This window comes from Terribacillus saccharophilus (assembly GCF_002272075.1).
Classification (GTDB): Bacteria; Bacillota; Bacilli; order Bacillales; family Amphibacillaceae; genus Terribacillus; species Terribacillus saccharophilus_A.
In genome coordinates, this window is sequence record NZ_NPBJ01000005.1 from 1 (window position 1) to 21,757 (window position 21,757).

Annotated in this window: 21 protein-coding genes and 6 tRNA genes; 4 read left to right on the forward strand and 23 right to left on the reverse strand. The window is 43.2% G+C overall.

The genetic code is table 11. The features are described 5' to 3' along the window. Positions 1 to 12: 12 nt before the first annotated feature. From phoU to CHH48_RS04320, 17 genes are all read right to left on the reverse strand, one after another. Positions 13 to 672: a phosphate signaling complex protein PhoU gene (phoU, locus tag CHH48_RS04240; RefSeq protein ID WP_095218102.1), complete on the reverse strand. Its 660-nt coding sequence runs from the start codon at positions 670 to 672 to the stop codon at positions 13 to 15. A 20-nt stretch (positions 673 to 692) separates the two neighbouring features. After that, positions 693 to 1,466, reverse strand: coding sequence for a phosphate ABC transporter ATP-binding protein PstB (gene pstB / locus CHH48_RS04245; protein ID WP_038561333.1), 774 nt, complete (start codon positions 1,464 to 1,466; stop codon positions 693 to 695). Between the two features lie 14 nt (positions 1,467 to 1,480). Next, a complete protein-coding gene (gene pstB / locus CHH48_RS04250) occupies positions 1,481 to 2,266 on the reverse strand; it encodes a phosphate ABC transporter ATP-binding protein PstB (protein WP_038565822.1) in 786 nt (261 codons plus the stop codon). Positions 2,267 to 2,334: 68 nt separating this feature from the next. Then, the gene (pstA, locus tag CHH48_RS04255; protein ID WP_038561341.1) at positions 2,335 to 3,222 is read right to left on the reverse strand and encodes a phosphate ABC transporter permease PstA; all 888 of its coding nucleotides are present in this window, start codon (positions 3,220 to 3,222) and stop codon (positions 2,335 to 2,337) included. Further along, on the reverse strand, positions 3,222 to 4,151 hold the full coding sequence (pstC, locus tag CHH48_RS04260; protein ID WP_038561344.1) for a phosphate ABC transporter permease subunit PstC: 930 nt from the start codon (positions 4,149 to 4,151) through the stop codon (positions 3,222 to 3,224). The genes pstA and pstC overlap by 1 nt, the downstream gene beginning before the upstream one ends. A 137-nt stretch (positions 4,152 to 4,288) precedes the next feature. Further along, the gene (locus tag CHH48_RS04265; RefSeq protein WP_095218103.1) at positions 4,289 to 5,215 is read right to left on the reverse strand and encodes a phosphate ABC transporter substrate-binding protein PstS family protein; all 927 of its coding nucleotides are present in this window, start codon (positions 5,213 to 5,215) and stop codon (positions 4,289 to 4,291) included. Between the two features lie 175 nt (positions 5,216 to 5,390). Continuing rightward, entirely contained in the window at positions 5,391 to 7,457 is a 2,067-nt protein-coding gene (locus CHH48_RS04270) for a peptidoglycan D,D-transpeptidase FtsI family protein (protein ID WP_095218104.1), read from the reverse strand. Positions 7,458 to 7,526: 69 nt separating this feature from the next. Beyond that, complete coding sequence (locus CHH48_RS04275) at positions 7,527 to 8,789, reverse strand: MFS transporter (RefSeq protein WP_095218105.1); 1,263 nt, start codon at positions 8,787 to 8,789, stop codon at positions 7,527 to 7,529. A gap of 102 nt (positions 8,790 to 8,891) precedes the next feature. Further along, complete coding sequence (locus CHH48_RS04280) at positions 8,892 to 9,503, reverse strand: superoxide dismutase (protein ID WP_095218106.1); 612 nt, start codon at positions 9,501 to 9,503, stop codon at positions 8,892 to 8,894. A 174-nt stretch (positions 9,504 to 9,677) separates the two neighbouring features. Further along, a tRNA-Phe gene (locus CHH48_RS04285) sits at positions 9,678 to 9,750 on the reverse strand. A gap of 6 nt (positions 9,751 to 9,756) precedes the next feature. Further along, positions 9,757 to 9,849 (reverse strand) — tRNA-Ser (locus tag CHH48_RS04290). A 25-nt stretch (positions 9,850 to 9,874) separates the two neighbouring features. After that, positions 9,875 to 9,951, reverse strand: a tRNA-Ile gene (locus tag CHH48_RS04295). A gap of 14 nt (positions 9,952 to 9,965) precedes the next feature. Further along, a tRNA-His gene (locus CHH48_RS04300) sits at positions 9,966 to 10,038 on the reverse strand. Positions 10,039 to 10,056: 18 nt separating this feature from the next. Continuing rightward, positions 10,057 to 10,133 (reverse strand) — tRNA-Met (locus CHH48_RS04305). A gap of 3 nt (positions 10,134 to 10,136) precedes the next feature. Further along, positions 10,137 to 10,211: transfer RNA gene (locus tag CHH48_RS04310), tRNA-Asn, on the reverse strand. Positions 10,212 to 10,412: 201 nt separating this feature from the next. After that, positions 10,413 to 12,035 (reverse strand): Na/Pi cotransporter family protein, encoded by a 1,623-nt coding sequence (locus tag CHH48_RS04315; RefSeq protein WP_245840310.1) that lies wholly within the window; start codon positions 12,033 to 12,035, stop codon positions 10,413 to 10,415. Positions 12,036 to 12,145: 110 nt separating this feature from the next. Further along, a complete protein-coding gene (locus CHH48_RS04320; protein WP_342747516.1) occupies positions 12,146 to 12,781 on the reverse strand; it encodes an NfeD family protein in 636 nt (211 codons plus the stop codon). A 122-nt stretch (positions 12,782 to 12,903) separates the two neighbouring features. On the opposite strand from CHH48_RS04320, the gene CHH48_RS04325 reads away from it, so the two are divergent. Together CHH48_RS04325 and ispG are read left to right on the forward strand one after the other, a co-directional pair. Further along, entirely contained in the window at positions 12,904 to 13,248 is a 345-nt protein-coding gene (locus tag CHH48_RS04325; RefSeq protein WP_095218109.1) for a type IV pilus assembly protein FimV, read from the forward strand. A gap of 116 nt (positions 13,249 to 13,364) precedes the next feature. Further along, positions 13,365 to 14,477 (forward strand): flavodoxin-dependent (E)-4-hydroxy-3-methylbut-2-enyl-diphosphate synthase, encoded by a 1,113-nt coding sequence (ispG, locus tag CHH48_RS04330; RefSeq protein WP_095218110.1) that lies wholly within the window; start codon positions 13,365 to 13,367, stop codon positions 14,475 to 14,477. Positions 14,478 to 14,509: 32 nt separating this feature from the next. Here ispG and CHH48_RS04335 read toward each other — a convergent pair whose 3' ends face one another. Beyond that, positions 14,510 to 14,833, reverse strand: a complete 324-nt coding sequence (locus CHH48_RS04335; protein WP_095218111.1) for a hypothetical protein — start codon at positions 14,831 to 14,833, stop codon at positions 14,510 to 14,512. Positions 14,834 to 14,948: 115 nt separating this feature from the next. Between CHH48_RS04335 and CHH48_RS04340 the strand changes: the two genes are divergently transcribed. After that, the gene (locus tag CHH48_RS04340) at positions 14,949 to 15,224 is read left to right on the forward strand and encodes a DUF2624 domain-containing protein (protein ID WP_095218112.1); all 276 of its coding nucleotides are present in this window, start codon (positions 14,949 to 14,951) and stop codon (positions 15,222 to 15,224) included. Positions 15,225 to 15,265: 41 nt separating this feature from the next. On the opposite strand, the gene CHH48_RS04345 is transcribed toward CHH48_RS04340, so the two are convergent. Further along, entirely contained in the window at positions 15,266 to 16,153 is an 888-nt protein-coding gene (locus CHH48_RS04345) for a deoxyribonuclease IV (protein WP_095218113.1), read from the reverse strand. Between the two features lie 15 nt (positions 16,154 to 16,168). After that, a complete protein-coding gene (locus tag CHH48_RS04350; protein ID WP_095218114.1) occupies positions 16,169 to 17,482 on the reverse strand; it encodes a DEAD/DEAH box helicase in 1,314 nt (437 codons plus the stop codon). Between the two features lie 174 nt (positions 17,483 to 17,656). On the opposite strand from CHH48_RS04350, the gene CHH48_RS04355 reads away from it, so the two are divergent. Next, entirely contained in the window at positions 17,657 to 18,604 is a 948-nt protein-coding gene (locus tag CHH48_RS04355) for a 4-hydroxy-3-methylbut-2-enyl diphosphate reductase (protein ID WP_095218115.1), read from the forward strand. A gap of 30 nt (positions 18,605 to 18,634) precedes the next feature. Here CHH48_RS04355 and CHH48_RS04360 read toward each other — a convergent pair whose 3' ends face one another. The 3 genes from CHH48_RS04360 to rpoD form a co-directional block, all read right to left on the reverse strand. After that, positions 18,635 to 19,744, reverse strand: a complete 1,110-nt coding sequence (locus CHH48_RS04360; protein WP_095218116.1) for a Nif3-like dinuclear metal center hexameric protein — start codon at positions 19,742 to 19,744, stop codon at positions 18,635 to 18,637. Beyond that, positions 19,737 to 20,447, reverse strand: a complete 711-nt coding sequence (locus CHH48_RS04365; RefSeq protein WP_095218117.1) for a tRNA (adenine(22)-N(1))-methyltransferase — start codon at positions 20,445 to 20,447, stop codon at positions 19,737 to 19,739. The genes CHH48_RS04360 and CHH48_RS04365 overlap by 8 nt, the downstream gene beginning before the upstream one ends. 173 nt (positions 20,448 to 20,620) lie before the next feature. Continuing rightward, positions 20,621 to 21,742, reverse strand: coding sequence for an RNA polymerase sigma factor RpoD (rpoD, locus tag CHH48_RS04370; RefSeq protein WP_038561388.1), 1,122 nt, complete (start codon positions 21,740 to 21,742; stop codon positions 20,621 to 20,623). Positions 21,743 to 21,757: the final 15 nt, after the last annotated feature.

Below are 21,757 nucleotides of genomic sequence, written 5' to 3' on the forward strand. Positions count from 1 at the left end.
CCCAGCCTCTTCTTATTTATTTAGATCAACTGCAGTCCCTTTTACAAGGTAAAGGATACTTTCTCCGATATTTGTAATATGATCTCCTACACGCTCAACAAAACGTCCAACAAAGACGAGCTGCATTGTCTGTTGATGCTTTCCTGACTGTGCCTTGCGCTCATCAAGCATGTCACGGAACAACTCTCCGTACATACTATCTACTACATTATCCAAATCAGCCAGCTTTTTTGCTTTCGTAATATCTTCCTCTTCAAAGGCTTGAACAGCACTATGAATCATTTTGCTGACAACTTCCTGCATATCACGGATAGCCGGCGGAATGTCATACGGACTTAGAACATTCAATCGATTTACGCTTTTCGCGATATTTTTTGCATGGTCGCCCATTCGCTCCAAGTCGGAGGATACACGAAGGAAAGCGACTAAGCGACGCAAATCCGTTGCTACAGGCTGCTGCATTGCAATTAATTGAATAGTCGCCTCATTGATTTCCTGATCACGTTTATTCAGTAACTCATCATTCTCAATTACTTTATAAGCAAGATCACTATCCCGCTCATATAATGCGTCGATAGCTTGCTTTAAAGCTGTGTCTACTTCATACGCAAATGAAATAATTGACTTCTGAATTGATTCCAAATCTGCTGAAAACTGCTCTCTCGCTACCATAGTTCTCCTCCAATACGTAATTAACCAAAACGCCCGCTAATATAATCTTCTGTCCGCTTATCTTCCGGGTTAGAGAATATCTTACCTGTTTCCGCTGACTCTACAACACGGCCATGCAGGAAAAATGCTGTTTTATCTGAAATACGGGAAGCCTGCTGCATATTGTGTGTCACGATGACGATACAATATTTCTTCTTAAGCTCGGACATAAGCTCTTCGATTTTCAAAGTGGAAATTGGATCCAATGCGGATGTTGGTTCGTCCATTAAGACGACATCTGGTTTCGTCGCAAGCGCACGTGCAATACACAAACGCTGCTGCTGACCACCGGAAAGACCCATCGCAGAAGACTTCAGACGATCCTTTACCTCATCCCAAAGTGCAACATCCTTCAAAGTCGTTTCCACGATTTCATCCAATTCGCTTTTCTTCTTAATACCATGAATTTTTGGTCCATACACGATATTATCGTAAATTGACTGTGGGAAAGGGTTACCTTTTTGGAAGATCATTCCCACTTTACGACGCAAATCAACCAAGTCAACTCTCGAATCAAGCAAGTTTTTGTTCTTATAATTAATTTCACCAGTCATTTTAACACCAGGCTCCATATTTATCATCAGGTTAAGCGTTTTGATGAATGTGGATTTACCACAGCCAGATGGGCCGATAATAGCATAAATCTCATTATTCAAGGCTTCCAGGCTAACATCCTTCAATGCGTGGAAGTCGTCATACCATAGGTTCAGATCATTTACTTGGAAAATTGTTTCTTTCGCTGCTGCCACTTGCATAGCTGTCGTGCCTCCTACCCGAATCTACCGGAAATATATTCTTCTGTTTTCGTCTCAGAAGGATTAGTGAAGATTTTCTTCGTATCATCGTATTCCACCACATCTCCATTCAAGAAGAAGGCTGTCTTATCAGACACACGAGATGCCTGCGACATATTATGCGTCACGATGACGATGCTATAATCTTCTTTCAGCTGCAGGATAAGTTCCTCAATTTTGGAATTGGATACTGGATCCAGTGCTGATGCAGGTTCATCCAATAGAAGGATCTGCGGTTCCATTGCCAACGTACGAGCAATACATAGACGCTGCTGCTGACCACCGGATAATGATAAAGCTGATTGATGCAGACGGTCCTTCACTTCATCCCAAAGAGCAGCTTTGCGTAAACTTTCTTCAACAATTTCGTCAAGGACCTTCTTATTTTTCTGACCGTTGTATTTCAATGCATGTGTAATGTTGTTGTAGATGGATTTAGGAAATGGGTTCGGTTTTTGGAACACCATGCCGATCTCTGAACGCAATGCTACAACATTGATGTCATTACGAAGTATATTAATTCCGTCATAAATGATCTCACCTTCTGCTCGGCTGGATGGGATCAAGTCATTCATACGATTGATGGAACGGATGAATGTAGATTTTCCGCATCCTGAAGGGCCGATCAGTGCTGTTACCGCGTTCTTCTCGATACCCATATTCGCCCGTTTCACTGCTTCATTATTACCATAAAAAATGCTGAGATCCTTTACATCAAGTACAACTTCTTTCTTAGAAGCTCTTGTATTGGATGCAGCCATTTCATCTTCTGTTTTCGTTTCCGTTGGTTTATCTGCTGTATAGTTCATGTCACGAACTCCTCTCTTCATCATTTACCTGCTGTTAGCTTCTTATGAATGACACTGCCCAACCATCTAGCGAGGAGATTGAACACAAGTACAGCAATGACTAGAACCGCTGATGCACCATTGGCTACTTCACGTACATCTGGAATAAGACCCTGTGTATTAACAGACCAGATGTGAACAGCAAGTGTTTCAGCTGGTCGGAAAATGTTCAGCGGAGAATTCTCTGCGAATGGATTCCAGTTTCCATAATCAAGTGTCGGTGTCGAAAGGCCTGCTGTATAAAGCAGTGCTGCTGCTTCCCCAAAAACACGACCGGAAGCTAGAATTGCTCCTGTAAGAATACCTGGGAAGGCATATGGAAGTATAACTGTCTTAATTGTATGCCATCTTGTAATACCTAAAGCCAAGCTCGCTTCTTTCTGTTCTTTTGGTACGCTTCGAATTGCATCCTCTGTTACTCGCACCATTACTGGAATATTGAAGATAGTAAGTGCCAAGGCACCACCTATGATTGTGTAACCCCAGCCAGTGATGTTAACAAAGATCAAAAGACCAAACAAACCTACGACGATAGAAGGCAGCGAAGCCAGCATCTCGATACATGTACGAATAAAGTTTGTGATTTTGCCCGGTTTTGCATATTCTGCCATATAAATCCCGCCACATACTCCTAGTGGCACTGTGATGATCATCGTGATAAACAGGATATACAAGGAGTTGAACAGCTGGTCACGAATACCGCCGCCAGCTTGATAAGAACTGGAAGGAGACGTTAAGAAATCCCACGTTACCTGCGGCAACCCATTAGATAAGATGAAGTAGAATAGATAAAGCAACAATGCGACCATGATTGCTGCGATTGTGTAAAATACACCTGTTGCGATACGATCTGTAATTCTGCTGTTCATTAGATTTTCCTCCTACCGGACAAGTAACGGACAACAAAGATGAATAGGAACGAAATGATGAGCAAGATGAGACCCATCGACCAAAGTGTGTTGTTCTCAATACTGCCATATGTCGTATGTCCGATGTTCAGTGTAACAATTGTTGTCAAAGTTCCAGCTGTGTCAAAAATGCTGCCAGGGATATCTCGTGTGTTACCGATAACCATTTGTACAGCTAGTGCTTCTCCGAACGCACGTGCCATTCCTAATACAATAGCTGTGAGTAAGGAAGGCAATGCTGCTGGAATTAATACCTTACGAATTGTCTGCCAGCGTGTCGCACCTAGTGCAAGTGAACCTTGTCGCAAGCTGTTTGGCAATGACCGCATGGCATCTGTAGCTATAGTAGTAACCGTAGGGAGAATCATAACAGTCAGGACGATAACTCCTGCAAACAAACTAAAACCGATACCAGGAAAATGATCTCGTAATAATGGCACAAGGACAACAAGCCCGATGAAACCATATACAACAGAAGGTATACCTACCAGTAGTTCGATAACCGGCTGCAGTACTTTTTTACCGAATTTCGGTGCGATTTCAGACATGAATATCGCTGCACCAATACCAAGTGGTGCAGCAATTAATGCAGATAAGAAAGTAACAGCTAATGAGCCGAAAATAAATGGAAAGATACCAAATGATGCATTCTCTCCGCCTGTTGGATTCCAGTTTGCGCTAGTTAGATATGCAATTGGATTAATATTATTAACAGTAAATGATTGCAAACCTTTTTGGGCAAGGAAAACAGTAACAGCAATTGTCGCTGCAATCATAATTACTGCACATATAGTAACGAGGGAACGTCCACGCACTTCATCCCATCGTCTGTTTTTCTTAGTCAGAATCAGCCGTTCTTCAGCTGATGGAGATACTGATGCTTTTGCCAACTTGTACAACTCCTCATGAAAACAGCGGAAAGGAACACCCTGAAAAATGGTCTCCCGCTGTCTGTGATATAGCTAATTTATATAACCACAGTAAGGTAAATGCAGTATTACACTGCATCTACCTTATGTTTTTAGTATTATTTTTCAGTAAGATTGCCTTCTGCGTCGCGTTCAACCTGCATGTCAGTCATTGGAACGTAGCCTTGTTCAGGTACGATTGTAGTTTGAACTTCGTCGCTTAGCATATAATCTAGGAATTCTTTCGCTAGGCCTTCAGGCTCTCCGTTTGTGTAAGAGTGCTGATATGCCCAGATTGGGAAGTCACCAGATCCGATTGTTTCGTTAGTAGCTTCAACACCATCGATTTTAGATTTTACGATTGTATCGTCATCGAAGTAAGATAGTGCCAAGTAACCGATCGCTCCGTCTGTATCAGCAACGATTTGCTTAACAGTGTTGGAGGAATCCTCCGTAACACCTTCTGCAGGTGTTTCGCCATCAAGTGCGTATTTTACGAAAGTATCACGTGTACCTGAAGAATCAGGACGGTTAACAAGTGTGATATCCATGTCTGCTCCGCCAACGTCAGACCAGTTTGTCACTTTACCTGTGAAGATATCGATCAATTGTTGTTTTGTAAGATCATCTACATCAGCTTTAGGGTTGATAGCTGCAGTCATACCAACAACTGCTACTTGATGATCAACAATTGCTCCTGCATCGATGCCTTCTTTCTCTTCAGCAAATACGTCAGAGTTACCGATGTCGATCGTACCTTCCTGAACTTGGCTTAGTCCAGCTCCTGAACCACCTGCTTGAACCTGAATGTCTGCATCAGCGTTTTCACCTTTGTACTGTTCAGCTGCTGCTGCTACTAGAGGCTGCATTGCACTAGAACCTGCTACAACAATGGAAGTTTCAGAAGCTTCTCCTCCGCCGCCGTTGCTGTCCCCGCTTGTGTCTCCTTCAGATTCATTGCCGCCAGCGTTACCGCCACATGCTGCAAGTACACCGATAACTAGTGCGAACATTGCTAGCAATACAGATAGTTTCATCTTCTTCATGTTTAATTTTCCCCCTACGTGATTCGATTAGTTCATTTGCCTTACAAGTACAATATTAACTTGTCTTCATTAAGGAAAAATAAACAGAATGTAAAGGTTGTGTAAATCCAAGTATTAATTTGTTGAAAAAAAAAGAACCACCCCGTTTATTGGAGTGATTCTATGGGTATAACTATTATTCGTTTTTGTCTTCGTCGTCAGGAGCTGTATGCTCGTAATAATATTCAAGCGCACGGTTCATGATGTTGTACGTAATAGGATATTGCGTTCCGCCGCTGATGATACCTAAGTTCGGTACCATAACAGCGAATGCAATATCAGGATTTTCGTCATCGGCGTATCCAATCAGAGTCCAGTTCTCCAGGTCAGTACCATTTATGCTAGTTTGAGCAGTTCCTGTCTTACCTGCAATATTATATGTTTTTGCTTTTGCACTCAGATGGCTGTAAGCAGTACCTTTTTGCGTCTGGAACACCATTTCGAAACCTTGTTTGACTCGATTAATCTGATCATCCGTAGCAGTAATCTTATTTAATACTTCTGGAGACTTTGTTTCCGCGAGCGGACCTAGTTTATCCTTCTCATTCGATGGTTCATGGATCTCACTTACAAAATGAGGTTTAATTCGATATCCTCCATTGGCAATGGTCGAAACATATTGAGCCAACTGCATCGTAGTGTATGTGTCGAACTGCCCGATCGAGAAGTCAAGCAGGTTACCCGCTTGACCAGTAGTTCCTACATAACCCACAGACTCTGAAGGTAAATCTATTCCTGTCTCAACACCTAAACCAACTTGATTGTAGTAATTACGTAATTTTCGAAATGCATCTTGATCAAACGAGACACTTTCTCCATTCTTTTGATCATATTCGCCACCTATACGCAAAGCAACATTAAACATGTATACGTTGGATGACATTTGCAAAGCCTGTAAATCGTTTATCCAGCCCATATTTTTATAGGAAGATTTCTCAGGGGTATCTTTAATTTTCATTGGTGTATCAAAGAATTGCTGATTCATCTTCACAACGCCTTCCTGATATCCAGCAAGCAATGTCGCTCCCTTAACGGTGGAACCGACCGCATTTGCGCTGAAGACAGTATTCATATCAGCAGATTCATATTTATTATCTTCCCGGTCGTAATGCTGTCCGCTGGCTGCGTAAATTTCACCAGTATTCGGGTTAAGCATTACTGCCATTGCATCTTCTAGGTAACGGTTTGCACCTGGATGCTTGTTGATGGCACTTTTCAGTTCATCACGTACGATTTTGTCCAGTTCTTTCTGGAAGTCCATATTGATGGACAATTGAAGATCCTGGCCGCGCTGTCCTTCAGAGATGACATCCTGGGACACAATGCTGTTGCTGTTATCCGTTACGTAGCGTACGCGTTTTTTGTCACCTTTCAGGAGACTTTCATATTGCTTTTCAAGTCCACTCGTACCAATCCGGTCATTCAGCTGGTAGTTACGGGACTTATAATAATCCTCTTCCCCTTCTGGGATACCTGTCTTGATTCCGCCAAGGATGCCGCTGAGAGAACCATCAAATGGATAATAACGTTCCCAGTCAGTTGCAACGTTGATGCCGGACAATTCGCCCATATTTTCAGCAATCGTCGCATATTCCTTCTCGGAGACATTTTTATTCTTGATTACATGCGGCACAAGCTCAGTGGCGCTATCGATTTCACGTTTGATAGCGATAATTTGTTTGGCATGATCATCACTTTCAAGTTCCTTATAATCATCTTCTGTAATCCGCTCTAAAGTTAGATCGTATACTTCTGAATCATCAAGGGTCTCTTTTTCTGAAGCAGTGATCCTGCCGTTCGCTTCGTCTGAGTTCAATACGTACCAATACTCTTTGTACTCACGCTCGGTTATCTTGTCAATTGCCTTATCTTCCATCTTGATGATGTCGGCAAGCTTTGTAGCAATCTCCAAACGTTTTTCAGAAGAATCTCCGTTTTTTGGCGGAGTATATGTGATGGAATAGACTGGCTCATTCCCGACAATCACATTTCCTTCGCTATCATAAATCATTCCGCGCGGAACAGAAATTTCAGCGATATCATTTGTCGTCTCTTCCAGTACTGCCTGGTGTTCCTCCCCATTGATAATCTGCACGACTCCAAGCTGCAGAACCAAGGCAGAAAACAGCAGGAAAACAATCGCAAACAAAACATTGAGACGGAAAGGAAGCAGTGCACGCTTCTTCTTCCTTTTTTTAGACATAATGTTCCCCCATTCTTACATACTGGTCTCATTATATCATCATCCACGGTACGCTTCTACTATAGACTGTCAGCGATTGTCGTCTCCTGCAATTTCATTTTTCGGAAGCTTCTTAACTGATGCAGCTGGCGCGAAGCTCTTGATATGCCTCGTAAAAAAGTAGATGAAAAATGGTCCTGTTCCAAGAATAAACATTAGATAGGGAATAGAAGCATCCGCCCAGATCCCCACCCCGATAAGCAATAGTACAACGGAAATAATCCTGCCTATGTTCGTAGCCACATCACTAAGGACAATATATTCTACTCGCAGTTTTGCAGCATCCCTCGCCTTCCCGATTACATCATAGGTAAGAGACAAATAAGGCACGTATAGAATCGGATAGAAAACACCGATGATACCAGCATAAATTAACAACGTAGTAAAATTTAGCTCAACTAGCAAAAGCACGACACTAAGTGAAAGTGCAACACCACTTAGGAAGATAGCCGTCTTTCTCTGACGGCTTTTAATGTAACGGGTCGCAATATAATAGAAGATAAACGAAAAAGCGGAATAGACGAGATTAAACGTACCAAGCGAAAGCTCACTATTCGTAACGATAAAAACCCATACAGATATGATGAATGTATAGATACCTTCTCTCACACCTTGGAACACATGTGCCAATACCGTATTACGCCAAGCCGAATCGCGTTTAACTTCCTTCCATACCTTCCTTAGTCCGAATTTACCTTCTGCCCCTCTTCTTTTTATACCCGCTGTACATAAAACAGCTAAAAGGAACAAAAAGAAAGATACAGCGAAAATCAGTGTATAGCCATGAGAATTGTTCATTCTGGTAATGATATATCCGGCGACAAATGGACCGATCATACCTGTTAATGATTGCAAAAGGCCAGATACGCCATTAAAAAAGTCTCTTGTTTCTGGTTCTGTCACCTCAAAAGTAAGTACAGAATAAGCCAGCCAGTACATCCCGTAGCCTATTCCAAGCACCGCGCCAAGAAGCAGGTTATAAGAAGCGGCTTTTTCCCCAGTAAATAAAACGAGAAGAAAAAATACACTCAGGAAGAATACACCTATACGGAGTATGATGACTCGATCGATTCGTTTCGCCCAACTCCCAGACAATGTAAAGAGAATTGTTTGAGCAACATAAATCGCTAAGTTGTACATCGCAATATTAATCAGATCATTGGTCTGTTTCCATAAGTAAATATTGACAAACGTATTCGACAGAAATATACCGAGAGAGTAAAGGGCCCCGATAATTAGCAGCACATGCAGCTCTTTCCTGGCAGAATCCGCGGTAAATAAGTTCGGCTTCATAATGCCATCTCCTTTTACTGCTACTTAGTATCCGTCAACAGAAAAGAGATATGCACAAAAAAAGACACCAGCTAAAAGCTGATGCCTTTTCGAATTACCGTCTTATTTTGCTTCTCTGTAAAGACGCTCTACTTCATCCCAGTTTACAACGTTCCAGAAAGCACTGATGTAATCAGGACGTTTGTTTTGGTATTTCAAGTAGTAAGCATGCTCCCATACATCAAGGCCAAGAATTGGTGTCTTGCCCTCCATAACAGGGTTGTCTTGGTTTGGCGTAGATACGATTTCAACTTCACCGTTTTCTACGATAAGCCAAGCCCAGCCAGAACCGAAACGGCCAGCTGCTGCAGCTGCGAATTCTTCTTTGAATTTATCTAGTGTACCGAATTTGTTTGCAATGGCACTAGCTACTTCGCCAGTCGGCTCTCCGCCGCCATTAGGAGAAAGAAGCTTCCAGAATAGGCTGTGGTTGTAATGACCGCCGCCATTGTTGCGTACAGCTGTCTGTACGTCGGAAGGAAGTTCGTTAACACCTGCAACAAGCTCTTCCAAGGATTTGCTTTCTAAGTCAGCTTTCCCTGCGATTGCATCGTTTAACTTAGTCACATATGTGTTGTGATGTTTTGTGTGGTGGATGTTCATTGTTTCCTTATCGATATGAGGCTCAAGTGCGTCGTATGCGTAAGGCAATTCTGGTAGTTCAAATTTAGCCATGATTATTCCTCCTTAAATGATATGTAATTCAAAGGTGGTTACCTTTTCGTAAAGCGTACCAAAGCTTGTCTGAAACGGCAAGCATTTTGCTTCAAGAGCATTGTATATTCTTCCCAGCCTTTTGTTTTTAACACACAAAAAAACAGCCATTCATTCGAACAGCTGCCTTAGGAGTGGCTCGGGACGGAATCGAACCGCCGACACACGGATTTTCAGTCCGTTGCTCTACCGACTGAGCTACCGAGCCATGAGATGGCGGAGGAAGAGGGATTCGAACCCCCGCGAGCCGTTAAGCCCCTGTCGGTTTTCAAGACCGATCCCTTCAGCCAAACTTGGGTATTCCTCCGCGTTGTCATATAAAATTCTTCAAATGGTGGACCCTGCAGGACTCGAACCTGCGACCGATCGGTTATGAGCCGATAGCTCTAACCAACTGAGCTAAGGGTCCGGTTATGTTTAAAGGGCGATTGATGGGAATCGAACCCACGAATGCCGGAGCCACAATCCGGTGCGTTAACCACTTCGCCACAACCGCCATGACTTTTAAATTATATGGTAGCGGCGGAGGGGATCGAACCCCCGACCTCACGGGTATGAACCGTACGCTCTAGCCAGCTGAGCTACACCGCCATATGGCTCCACAGGCAGGATTCGAACCTGCGACCGATCGGTTAACAGCCGATAGCTCTACCACTGAGCTACTGTGGAATAATTTGATAAGTTATGTTTTCGTAACTAAGTTATGTATTAGCGACGTTATATAATTTATCATGCATTCAATAACTTGTCAATCGTTTTTTCATAAGTTTTTATTATGTTTTTTTGTTCTTGTTAACTGACAGGAATACTATAGCATGTCTGTTCATATTTGCGCAAGCAAAAAATAAAGACAGGAGAAATTTCTCCTGTCTATTCACTCAAGATCAACTGTGCAATATTGACGGCGTGATCTCCGATACGCTCTAAATTACTGATAATATCAACGAATACAATTCCAGCGGATCCGGCGCATCTCCCTTCATTCAGACGAATAAGATGCGACTTCCGGTAAGCTCGTTCCATCTTATCAATTTTATCTTCCTTCTGAAGAACTGCCAGTGCGGTTTCGCGATCCTGCTTGTCCAGTGCCTCGAGGGCCTGCTTTACAGTCATAATCGTCAAATCAAACATGTTGTTGAGTTCCTGTTGGGCTTCTTTCGTCAGCTTGATATTACTCGAAACTTGGAAATCGACAAACTCAACAACGTTCTCAAAATGGTCTCCGATACGCTCGATATCCCGGATTGCATCCAGTAGAGCTGCGTGCATGGTACTCTCTTCCTCAGATAGCGTATTAGTTGAAATCTTTGAAAGATACTCAGTTATCTCCCTATCCTTCCGATTCACTTCCTTTTCCAGCTGCATAGCCAAATCAGCGAATTGTCTTTCATGATTATTCGCATATGTACTTGCCTGTTCCAATCCATCTACAGCAAGCCTGCCCATATGTAATACCTCCAGCTTTGCTTGCTCCAATGCAAGAACCGGAGATTGCTGAATGAATAATGGATCAAGATGGTTGGTCAACGCCATCGGTTTCTCTTCTTCACCAGGTATTATTTTCGTAATAAGCCAGACGAACGGAGCGAGTAATGGCAGAACTATTAACGTGTTTGCAAGATTATAGAAGCCATGCGCACTTGCGATTGTCAGCTTATCATTGAGTTCGAATGCATGTTGCATCCAAGCCACAATATCAACAAATAGGGGCATAATCAATAAGAAAACGACCATTCCGATCACATTGAACATAACATGACTAAGCGCTGCCCGCTTAGCCTGTACAGTGGCTCCAATTGCAGCTAGCATTGCTGTCAGTGTCGTCCCTAAATTATCCCCGAGCAATACCGGCATAGCCGCATTCAGGTCGATTCCATTCTGCGCATAAAGCTCCTGCAGGATAGCAATTGTTGCGCCACTGCTCTGCACGACAACTGTGGTAAATGTCCCAATTGCAACACCTGTTATCGGATTCGAGTGCATACTTGCCGCCAATGACTGGAATGAATTCATGTCGAGGATAGGGTGCAGCCCTTCCCCTATCAGAGTCAGTCCATAGAAAATACCTCCGGCTCCGAATAACACTTTCCCGACCTGCTGTGTACGCTGATTTACGAAGAAATAGATTAGAAATGCTCCTAGAGCCATGATCGGCAGACCGAATTTAATTAAATCAATTCCGATAAAGAATGCCGTCAAAGTCGTCCCGATATTTGCTCCCATAATGACAGAAACCGCCTGTCTTAAAGTGAGATAACCAGCATTGACCAGTCCGACGACAAGTATGCTTGTTGCGGTGCTGCTTTGGATAAGAACTGTTACGACAAGACCTGACAGCACACCGACAAGCGGGTGGACGGTGAATCTGTGCATAGCAAGCTGCAGCTGTTTGCCGTATGCTCGCTGCAGTCCATCCCCAAGATAACGGATAGAAAAGAGAAACAGGCCCAAACCGCCGATAAATTCAAAGATGATAAATTCCCAATTAGACAAAGCAAGCCTTCCTTCCATTCTCTGTGATTCCTTCTTAATTATTGAATTTGTCAGGGGGCTTGTAAAGGTCTTGTATGGAAATTTACAATTTATTTAGTTGTTTTTGTAAATTATTTTGAATTCTCTTCTACTTTCTCCACCATAATTCTCGCTCCGCTTACATTCGTCACTTTAATTTTGCTGCCTCGATCCAGCCACTTTCCATCTGTGATAGCACTCAACTCACGGCCGTCCACCCGGACTGTACCCGATGGGCGCATCGGTGTTACCGCTTCTCCCTCTTGCCCTACAAGGACAGCGTACGTCTCATTCATTGAGTTATATCCCTTTTCTGAACTGAGTGTATCAAGTAAAGCTATTTTCCCCCACATATCTCTTTTTGGGAATGCCTTGAGGAAAACGAAGGAACCAACCGCTCCAATGATTACTCCAATAATTGCATAGATACCTGCTGTCCAATTTGGTGCTGTGAATCCGACTGTTAGCAGCATCGTCAACAACCCGATGACGCTAAGCGTACCGTCATTCAAAAGCTTTCCGTCAATGACGATTAATAGCATTCCGATAAAATACAACGGAAGCATGTACCATATTGCAGAAGGATCCAAGTAACTGATAAAGAAAGTACTGATAAAGCCTGCTCCTAATAAAAAGAGGATACCTTTGGTTTTAACTAAAATTTCACCTATAAGAAACATTGTACCGAGACCAGTCATAAAGACCGGCAGCCAATTATAATCCAGCATGCACATACCCCTTTCTCCTACTATCTATATACGAGTTAAGATGCTTTTTGTTTCATCATAAAGGTATTTTCCTTCCTATGCCTAATACTTAACATACACGTAAGAAGAGCGGAGGAGAATTTATGTGGAAACGAATCGGTATTTTTCTGTTTTGCTGCGCATTATTTATGAGCATATGGAAAGATCTCACGATAGGCAGCCCGGTACCTGCCACACCGACAGAAACGACAACGGAAGAACCAGAAACCGATGAAAAGCAGGAAATGACTCAAGAGACGTTTCAACCCGTGCTTCTGCAGGTAAAACAAGGAGACACACTACTTTCTGTAGCAAATGAGTTGAACAATCATGACTTGCGCGTTACGATGGAACAGGTGATCGTGGATTTCGAGGAATTGAATCCCGGGAAGGATCCCTATGCACTGGATGCAGGATCCGCCTATTATTTCCCCCATTATCCTAGATGAAGATTTTATTAAAGTTGAGCCTAGTTACTTCTAATTTAGCAGTATTAGCATTATAATGGGAAAATATAAGGATATATCCCTGTTTTCCTCGCGATAATCAAAGGAGCGATATATAAATGGCATTAATACACAGACAAGATACCCGTCAGGTCAATGTTGGTAATATTACGATCGGCGGTAAAAACGAAGTTGTCATCCAATCTATGACAACAACAAAAACGCATGATGTGGAAGCTACTGTAGCGGAAATACTGCGTCTTGAGGAAGCTGGCTGCCAAGTAGTAAGGGTAGCATGTCCTGATCAGCGTGCAGCTGAAGCGATTCCTGAAATCAAGAAACGCATAAATATCCCACTAGTTGTAGATATTCATTTCAACTATAAATTGGCTCTCAAAGCAATCGAGGGCGGAGCGGACAAAATCCGGATCAACCCAGGTAACATCGGGAAGCGAGAGAAAGTCGAAGCTGTCGTAAACGCAGCTAAAGCAAAAGGTATTCCGATTCGAATTGGTGTTAACGCCGGTTCACTGGAGCGTCATATTCTAGAGAAATATGGCTACCCTACTGCAGATGGTATGGTAGAAAGTGCATTGCATCACATCAAAATACTCGAGGAGCTTGATTTCCATGATATCATCGTTTCTCTGAAGGCATCCGATGTATCATTGGCTATTGAAGCATATGAAAAAGCGGCAGAGGTAATTCCTTATCCGCTGCACCTAGGTATTACAGAATCCGGTACACTATTTGCCGGTACGGTGAAAAGTGCTGCTGGTTTAGGAGCTATCTTGAGTAAAGGTATCGGAAGTACGATGCGTATCTCCCTAAGTGCAGATCCAGTTGAGGAAGTTAAAGTAGCTCGTGAGCTACTCAAGATATTCAATTTATCCTCCAACGCTGCTACACTGATTTCCTGCCCTACATGCGGACGTATTGAAATCGACTTAATCAGTATTGCAAATGAAGTCGAAGAGTACATCAGCACAATTAAAGCACCTATTAAGGTAGCAGTACTCGGATGTGCGGTAAACGGCCCTGGTGAGGCACGTGAAGCGGATATCGGTATCGCTGGTGCTCGCGGAGAGGGTCTGCTGTTCCGCCACGGCGAAATCATCCGTAAAGTCCCTGAGGAAACAATGGTAGACGAATTGAAAATCGAAATCGATAAGCTTGCCGAAGAATATTTTGCTGAACAAGCAGCAAAAGAAAAAGAAGCAGCTGAAGCATAAAAAAAGCTGACTCCAGACGGAGTCAGCTTTTTTTATACGTATGGTGCTGTGAATAGAGAAATGACAATTGCTACTATACTTATGACTAAGGCGATATTCCCTAATACATTTGCGCCTCTTCTCTTTGCGAGTACGCCGAAGACAATACCAGCTGCCCCGACAAGGATCGGTGCAAAAAAGAAAGATGCAACAGATAAGATCAAGGCAATATAGCCAAACATTTTTCCAGAATCAGTCGTTTGCTGTCCGCCTTCTTTTTCAGAACGTCGATAACGGTCTTCAGCAGGAGAAATCTCCGCTGCCGTCTCTACATCACGTTTTGTTTTTACATCTTGATCAAATTGTTCCTTATCCATGTGATACCTCCTTATCTGGGGTAAGGTATGGTTCTAGTTTGTGTGGATTGAGCATAAACTTACCAGGTAGATAAAGGAATTAGCACGCTACATTCCATAGAGCTGGAGGTTTCAAATGAATTTCATCGTTCATAAACTTGTGCTGAATAAGCTGCGTAATCTAACCGTTGATGAGATCCTGGAGCATAGCCAAGAATATCAAGTTCCTCTTTCACCCCTGCAGGCATCCCAGATTGTCCAATTTCTGCGTCAGAACAGGTTAGATCCGTTTAAAGAAGATGATCGGCTGCAGATGCTGAAAGCTCTCGCACAGATTACAGACACACAAACCGCTCAAAAAACCCATCAAATTTTTCTGCAGCTAGCAAAAGAACACGGCATCAAATTGTAGAAAAATACCCCGAGGCAGGTGTGCTGCTTCGGGGTATTTCATTAAGCCAGGATATTTTCTTTTAAATTCGGGTTGAAGCTGTTGTTCATGAGCATATCAATTTCATGCGCATATGGTGCTTTTTTGTTCTTTTTATCTTCACCAACGAATGGTGTCTCCAAAATTTTTGGCAGCTGCTGCAGCTGGTCGTGATGAACGATATACCGTAGAGCATCGTAGCCGATATGACCGAATCCGATATTCTCATGTCGGTCTTTTCTTGCTCCGCGTTCATTTTTACTGTCGTTGACATGGAGTACCTTCAGTCTGTCTAGACCGATCACTCTGTCGAATTGATCCAATACACCATCAAAGTCGTTCACGATATCATAACCTGCATCATGCGTATGGCAAGTATCGAAGCAGATGGAAAGCTTGTCATTATGTGTGACACCATCTATGATACGCGCCAGTTCCTCGAAGTTCGATCCTACCTCAGATCCTTTCCCAGCCATTGTTTCCAAGGCAATCTGAACATTCTGGTCCTTCACCAGTACTTCATTCAAACCCTCAATGATCTTTTGGATACCCGCAGCGACTCCTTCGCCTACATGCGCACCTGGGTGCAGCACTATCTGCTTCGCTCCAATAGCTTCTGTTCGCTCAATCTCACTGCGAAGGAAGTTCACACCCAATTCGAATGTCTCCGGCTTAATTGAGTTGCCGACATTAATGATATAAGGAGCATGTACAATAATATCAGTGATACCATTGCTTTTCATATGCGCTCGGCCAGCTTCAATGTTCAGCTCCTCAATCGCCTTTCTTCTTGTGTTCTGTGGTGCTCCTGTGTAAATCATCATAGCGTTGGCGCCATAGGAATAGGCTTCTTCACTTGATCCCAAGAGCATTTTCTTACCGCTCATACTAACATGTGATCCGATTATCATAAATCCATTTTCTCCTTACTTTCGCTTACGATCTTGTCGGTCCAGCTTCTTCTTGATTTTATTTTTCTCATACTGCATTTTACGCTTGTAGCCTGGTTTTACTTTCTTCGGTTTACGTACCTGGTTCCAAGCTTGAGATTCATTATTAGATTCAGTTTTCTTTCGTGTAACCCTTTCGTTCCAGGCTTTCAGTTCTTTCCATTCTCCATTAGCAATGTCATAAGTTGTGAATTCGAGACCTTTTTTATCCAGTTTCTGAATCAGTTCTAAGTCATGATCGCTGTAAAGGCTGATTGCAGTTCCTTCCATACCAGCACGTGCAGTTCTTCCAACACGGTGTACATAGAATGCTTCTTCTTTCGGAAGCTGAGCGTTAATAACGTGGCTGACTCCTTTGATGTCGATACCGCGCGCTGCCAAATCTGTCGCAACAAGATACTGGAAACGCAGTTCCTGAATATCTCGAAGCACACGTTTTCTCTCTCTTGGTGTAAGTCCGCCGTGCAAAAGACCTACCTGTAATCCTTTATCAGTCAGTTCGGCTGCAAGGACATTGGCTGCGTCCTTTCCATTCACGAAGATGATGGCCATATATGGCTGGATGACACTTGCTATTTTCATAATCGTCTCTGCTTCATCACGGTGCCGCATCGGAACTAAACGATGCTCCATCGTTTCCGGAGATAAATGACCTCCGATTTCAAAGTGCTTCGGATTGTTCAAATACTTTTTCAAGAACGGCTGCAAACGCTCAGGTATTGTCGCAGAGAAAACGAGCAGCTGTACATCCTGACGCATCCGCGTCAAAATCTGGTCTACTTCTTTAATAAAGCCTAAATCCAGCATCAAATCTGCTTCATCAAGGACGAAGCTGGTAGCTGGATATAGATCTAGCGCCTGTTCCTCCATAAGATCCAGAATTCTTCCTGGTGTACCAATGATGATCTGCGGCTGTGTTTTTAACTTCTCAATTGATCTTTTCTTGTCTGTTCCGCCAATGAAAAGCTTTGCATGCCAATCATTCTCTTTACCGGCAAGCTTAATGAAATGACGGGCTTCGTCGTAAATCTGGATAGCAAGCTCACGTGTCGGTGCTGTGACAACGAATTGCGCATTTCGCTCGTCTTCCTTCAATTTACTGAACAATGGAATCAAATAGGAATGTGTCTTACCAGATCCGGTATGGGATTGGCCGATAACACTTTCACCCCGCAGAACTGCCGGGATGACTTTTTCCTGGATTGGTGTTGGGTTTGCAAAGCCTAGTTTATCAATCGCTTCGTTGACAGTTGGCTGAAGCGCGTATTGTTTAAATTGATGATTTTTCATGTGTAACTCCTTTTGGTCATTCTCTTACTTTTATATTATAGAGGACTTTGTTATATTTTGCACGATTACACGAGGATAATAAACAATCTTTGTCATATTCCTTATTAGCCTTTATAATGGAGAAGACCCAGAAATAGATGTCCCGTGTAAACGGAGAAGGGGGAAACACAGCGAATGAACGTAATTAAAATAGCGCCACGAGGTTATTGCTACGGTGTGGTAGATGCCATGGTGATTGCGCAGAATGCCGTGCGGGATGAGAATCTTCCCCGGCCGATTTATATTCTTGGCATGATCGTGCATAATGCCCACGTAACCAATGCATTTGAAACAGAAGGTGTCATCACACTCGATGGTTCAGACCGAATGGAGCTTTTGGAACAAATAGACAGCGGTACCGTTGTATTCACTGCTCATGGTGTATCTCCTGAAGTGAAACAGCGTGCACATGATAAAGGGCTGACTGTCCTGGATGCTACTTGCCCGGATGTAACTCGTACACACGACCTTATCCGTGAAAAGGTAGCTGAAGGCTATGAAGTAGTTTATATCGGTAAAAAAGGGCATCCAGAGCCAGAAGGCGCAATAGGCGTCGCTCCCGGAAAGGTACATCTTGTCCAAACAGAAGAAGATGTGCTAGGGCTTGAATTGGATGCTCAAAAGCTGATCGTAACCAACCAGACAACAATGAGTCAATGGGACGTTTACGATGTAATGCAGCTCGTGAAAGAGAAATTCCCACAAACTGAAATGATTCAGGAAATCTGCATGGCGACACAAGTGCGTCAAGAAGCAGTTGCCGAACAGGCCAAAGATGCTGATCTGACATTAGTTGTCGGTGATCCGCGAAGCAACAACTCTAATCGACTCGCACAGGTATCTCAAGAGATTGCCGGTACGACAGCATACCGTATCGAAGATCTTTCCCAGTTGAAGCTTGAATGGCTGGAAGGGGTAGAGACAGTTGCTATTACTGCTGGTGCCTCCACTCCTACCCCTGTGACGAAGGAAGTTATTAGCTTTATTGAGAAATTCGATCCAGCGAAACTGGAAGATGTGAAGCTGGAATTCAATGTTGATCCGAAGAAGATTCTTCCGAAAGTCAAAGTTAAAAAAGCGTAAGAAAACCGAGTCCTTTTTGGACTCGGTTTTTTATATTACTTGAAATGGATCCGTATTTACTTGTGACACATGTATTGGCACATTTGCAAATGCAGTTTGTAGATAATCTGCCACTTTTTGCTTCATGATCTGCTCTGCATAATGTCCGGGATCAATCAGACAAAGACCCTCCAGCATTGCATCTTGCGTCTCATGAAATGTTAAATCACCTGTAATATACACATCTGCCTGCTGTAATGCCTGGTCAATATAATCCCTGCCGCTTCCTCCGAGAACAGCAACTGTTTCTACAGAAGCAGATGCATCACCAGTGAATCGTACATGCTGGATATTATACCGCTGTTTCACCAGTAGAGCCAATTCCACCAAGGTCATTGGAGCAGGTAATTTTCCGGTACGGCCTAATCCGTAGGCTTTTCCTTGCATTTCAACAGGGTAAATATCGTAAGCCACTTCCTCATATGGGTGTGCTTCTATCATTGCAGCTACTGCACGTCTTACGTTCTCTTCCGGCACCAGTACTTCGATACGTACCTCTTCTACACGTTCCATTTCGCCTGCATGGCCGATGAACGGCTGCGCCTCGGCATTCGGTTGAAAATAACCATTTCCTTCCGAAACGAAACTGACTTTCTCATAGTCGCCCACATTTCCGGCTCCATTGGAATGCAATGCATCCTTCACGTTTTGTTCATGTGTTTTAGGAACGAAAACGATCAACTTTTTGAAAGTTTGGTGCCCCGCAGGAAGGAATACCCGCTTCTGTTCGAGACCCAATGCATCCGCCATCAAATCATTGACACCACCTTCGACTATGTCGAGATTCGTGTGCGCTGCATAGACAGTTATATCATGCTTCATAAGCTTTTGGATGACACGCCCCTTGGGCGTAGTAGTATCTAATTTTTTTGGAGGCGCAAATAATAATGGATGATGAGCAATGATCAAATTGGCATTTTGCGAGATAGCTTCGTCCACGACAGCTTCAGTTACATCCAAAGTAGTCAGTACACCTGAAACTGTTTGATCAAGCGTCCCAACCTGCAGGCCGACATTATCCCACTTTTCTGCAAGCAAAGGCGGGCACCATGATTCAAAATACGTAATCACATCTGCTATTAGCATCTGCTTTTCAGTCATTCAATTCCTCCTCTAGCCAAATAAGCTCTTTTTTAAAGGATGCAAGCTTCGCTTCATCAACATGCTGCGCCTGTTGCATATTCGCTACATTGCGCTCCAGCTTCTGCTTGTAGTCCAGCCATTTCGCTCGGAAAGCTTCATTTTTTTCCTTCAACAAGATAGGTCCGAACAAAAGCTCTTTTTCACGTACGGCTACATCCTCATGATAAATACTCTTTCCCTCACGTACAGCTACTAACACCTCATAAATGTGTCCAGCTTCTTCTAAGATCTGTTCCTTTTGCAGAACGAATCCATTATTCTGGAACCATTTACGCAAAGCTCTAGCATCTATATTAGGTTGGACAATTAGCTGTTCTACATGACCAAGCTTATCTTTACCTTGTTCTAAGATTGAGGCAATTAAAGGCCCCCCCATACCTGCGACGACGACTTGTTTTACCTCGTCTGGTGCAACGACTGCAAGTCCATCTCCCTTTCGTACATCTATTCGATCAATTAAGCCTTGAAGCTTCACCTGTTTTTGAGCACTGCGAAATGGCCCCTCATTAATTTCTCCTGCTACAGCCTTGCTGGAAGGATCCTGCAAACATACATAGCAAGGAAGATAAGCATGATCCGATCCAACATCGACAAAATGCGCAGATTTCGGCAAATGGGCAGCAACTGCTGAAAGCCGCTCTGATAATGATAAAACGTTCATTATATCCAACTCCTTTGTCAAATATACGTGTTTTTTGTAAAATATCCTCCCACACTTTTTACTGAGAGAATTTGCATTCGGCTTTCAATTTTTGTAAAATGTATGTATTCCTAAGGGCAATAAGAAAGCCCAGCCACATGCGATTATGCACATGATAGCTGAGCAAAGCCTTCTTATTCTAGGAAATCTTTCAAGCGTTTGCTACGGCTTGGATGACGAAGCTTACGCAATGCTTTAGCTTCGATCTGACGAATACGCTCTCTGGTTACGCCGAATACCCGGCCAACTTCTTCCAGTGTTCTTGTTCTTCCGTCATCAAGTCCGAAACGCAAACGAAGCACATTCTCTTCTCGGTCAGTCAATGTATCCAGTACATCTTCCAACTGTTCTTTCAGCAGTTCATACGCTGCGTGATCAGAAGGAGAAGTTGCTTCTTGATCCTCGATAAAGTCCCCAAGATGTGAATCATCTTCCTCACCGATTGGTGTTTCAAGGGATACAGGTTCTTGAGCAATCTTCAAGATTTCACGTACTTTTTCCGGTGTAAGTTCCATCTCTTCACCAATTTCTTCAGGAGATGGCTCACGCCCTAGATCCTGCAGAAGCTGACGCTGTACACGAATCAGTTTATTGATTGTTTCTACCATATGCACAGGGATACGGATTGTACGCGCTTGGTCAGCAATTGCACGAGTGATTGCCTGACGGATCCACCAAGTAGCATACGTACTGAATTTGAAGCCTTTACGGTAGTCAAACTTTTCAACTGCTTTAATGAGTCCCATGTTACCTTCCTGAATTAAATCCAAGAACAGCATGCCGCGACCTACATAACGTTTTGCAATACTGACTACAAGTCGCAAGTTCGCTTCAGCCAAACGGCGTTTTGCTACTTCATCACCAGCTTCGATACGTTCAGCCAGCGCAATTTCCTCTTTTGCTGACAATAAATCGACGCGGCCGATTTCTTTCAAGTACATGCGTACAGGGTCATTGATCTTGATGCCCAGTGGTACACTAAGGTCATTCAAATCAAATTCTTCCTCTTTCGCAATTTGTTTCATATTCGGGTCCTGGTCGGATTCACCAATTACTTCCACATTTTGTTCGTTCAAGTGCTCGTAGATTTCATCCATCTGATCGGAATCCAATTCAAAGCTTGCAAGACGCTCACTTACCTCTTCATAAGCGAGGACTCCACGCTTTTTACCCATTTCAACAAGGAGTTCTTTTGCTTGCTCCAATGTCATTTCAGTCTCGTTCACTTTAGAACCTGCTGGCTTATTCTCTGCCATAAGTCCTCCTCCTTC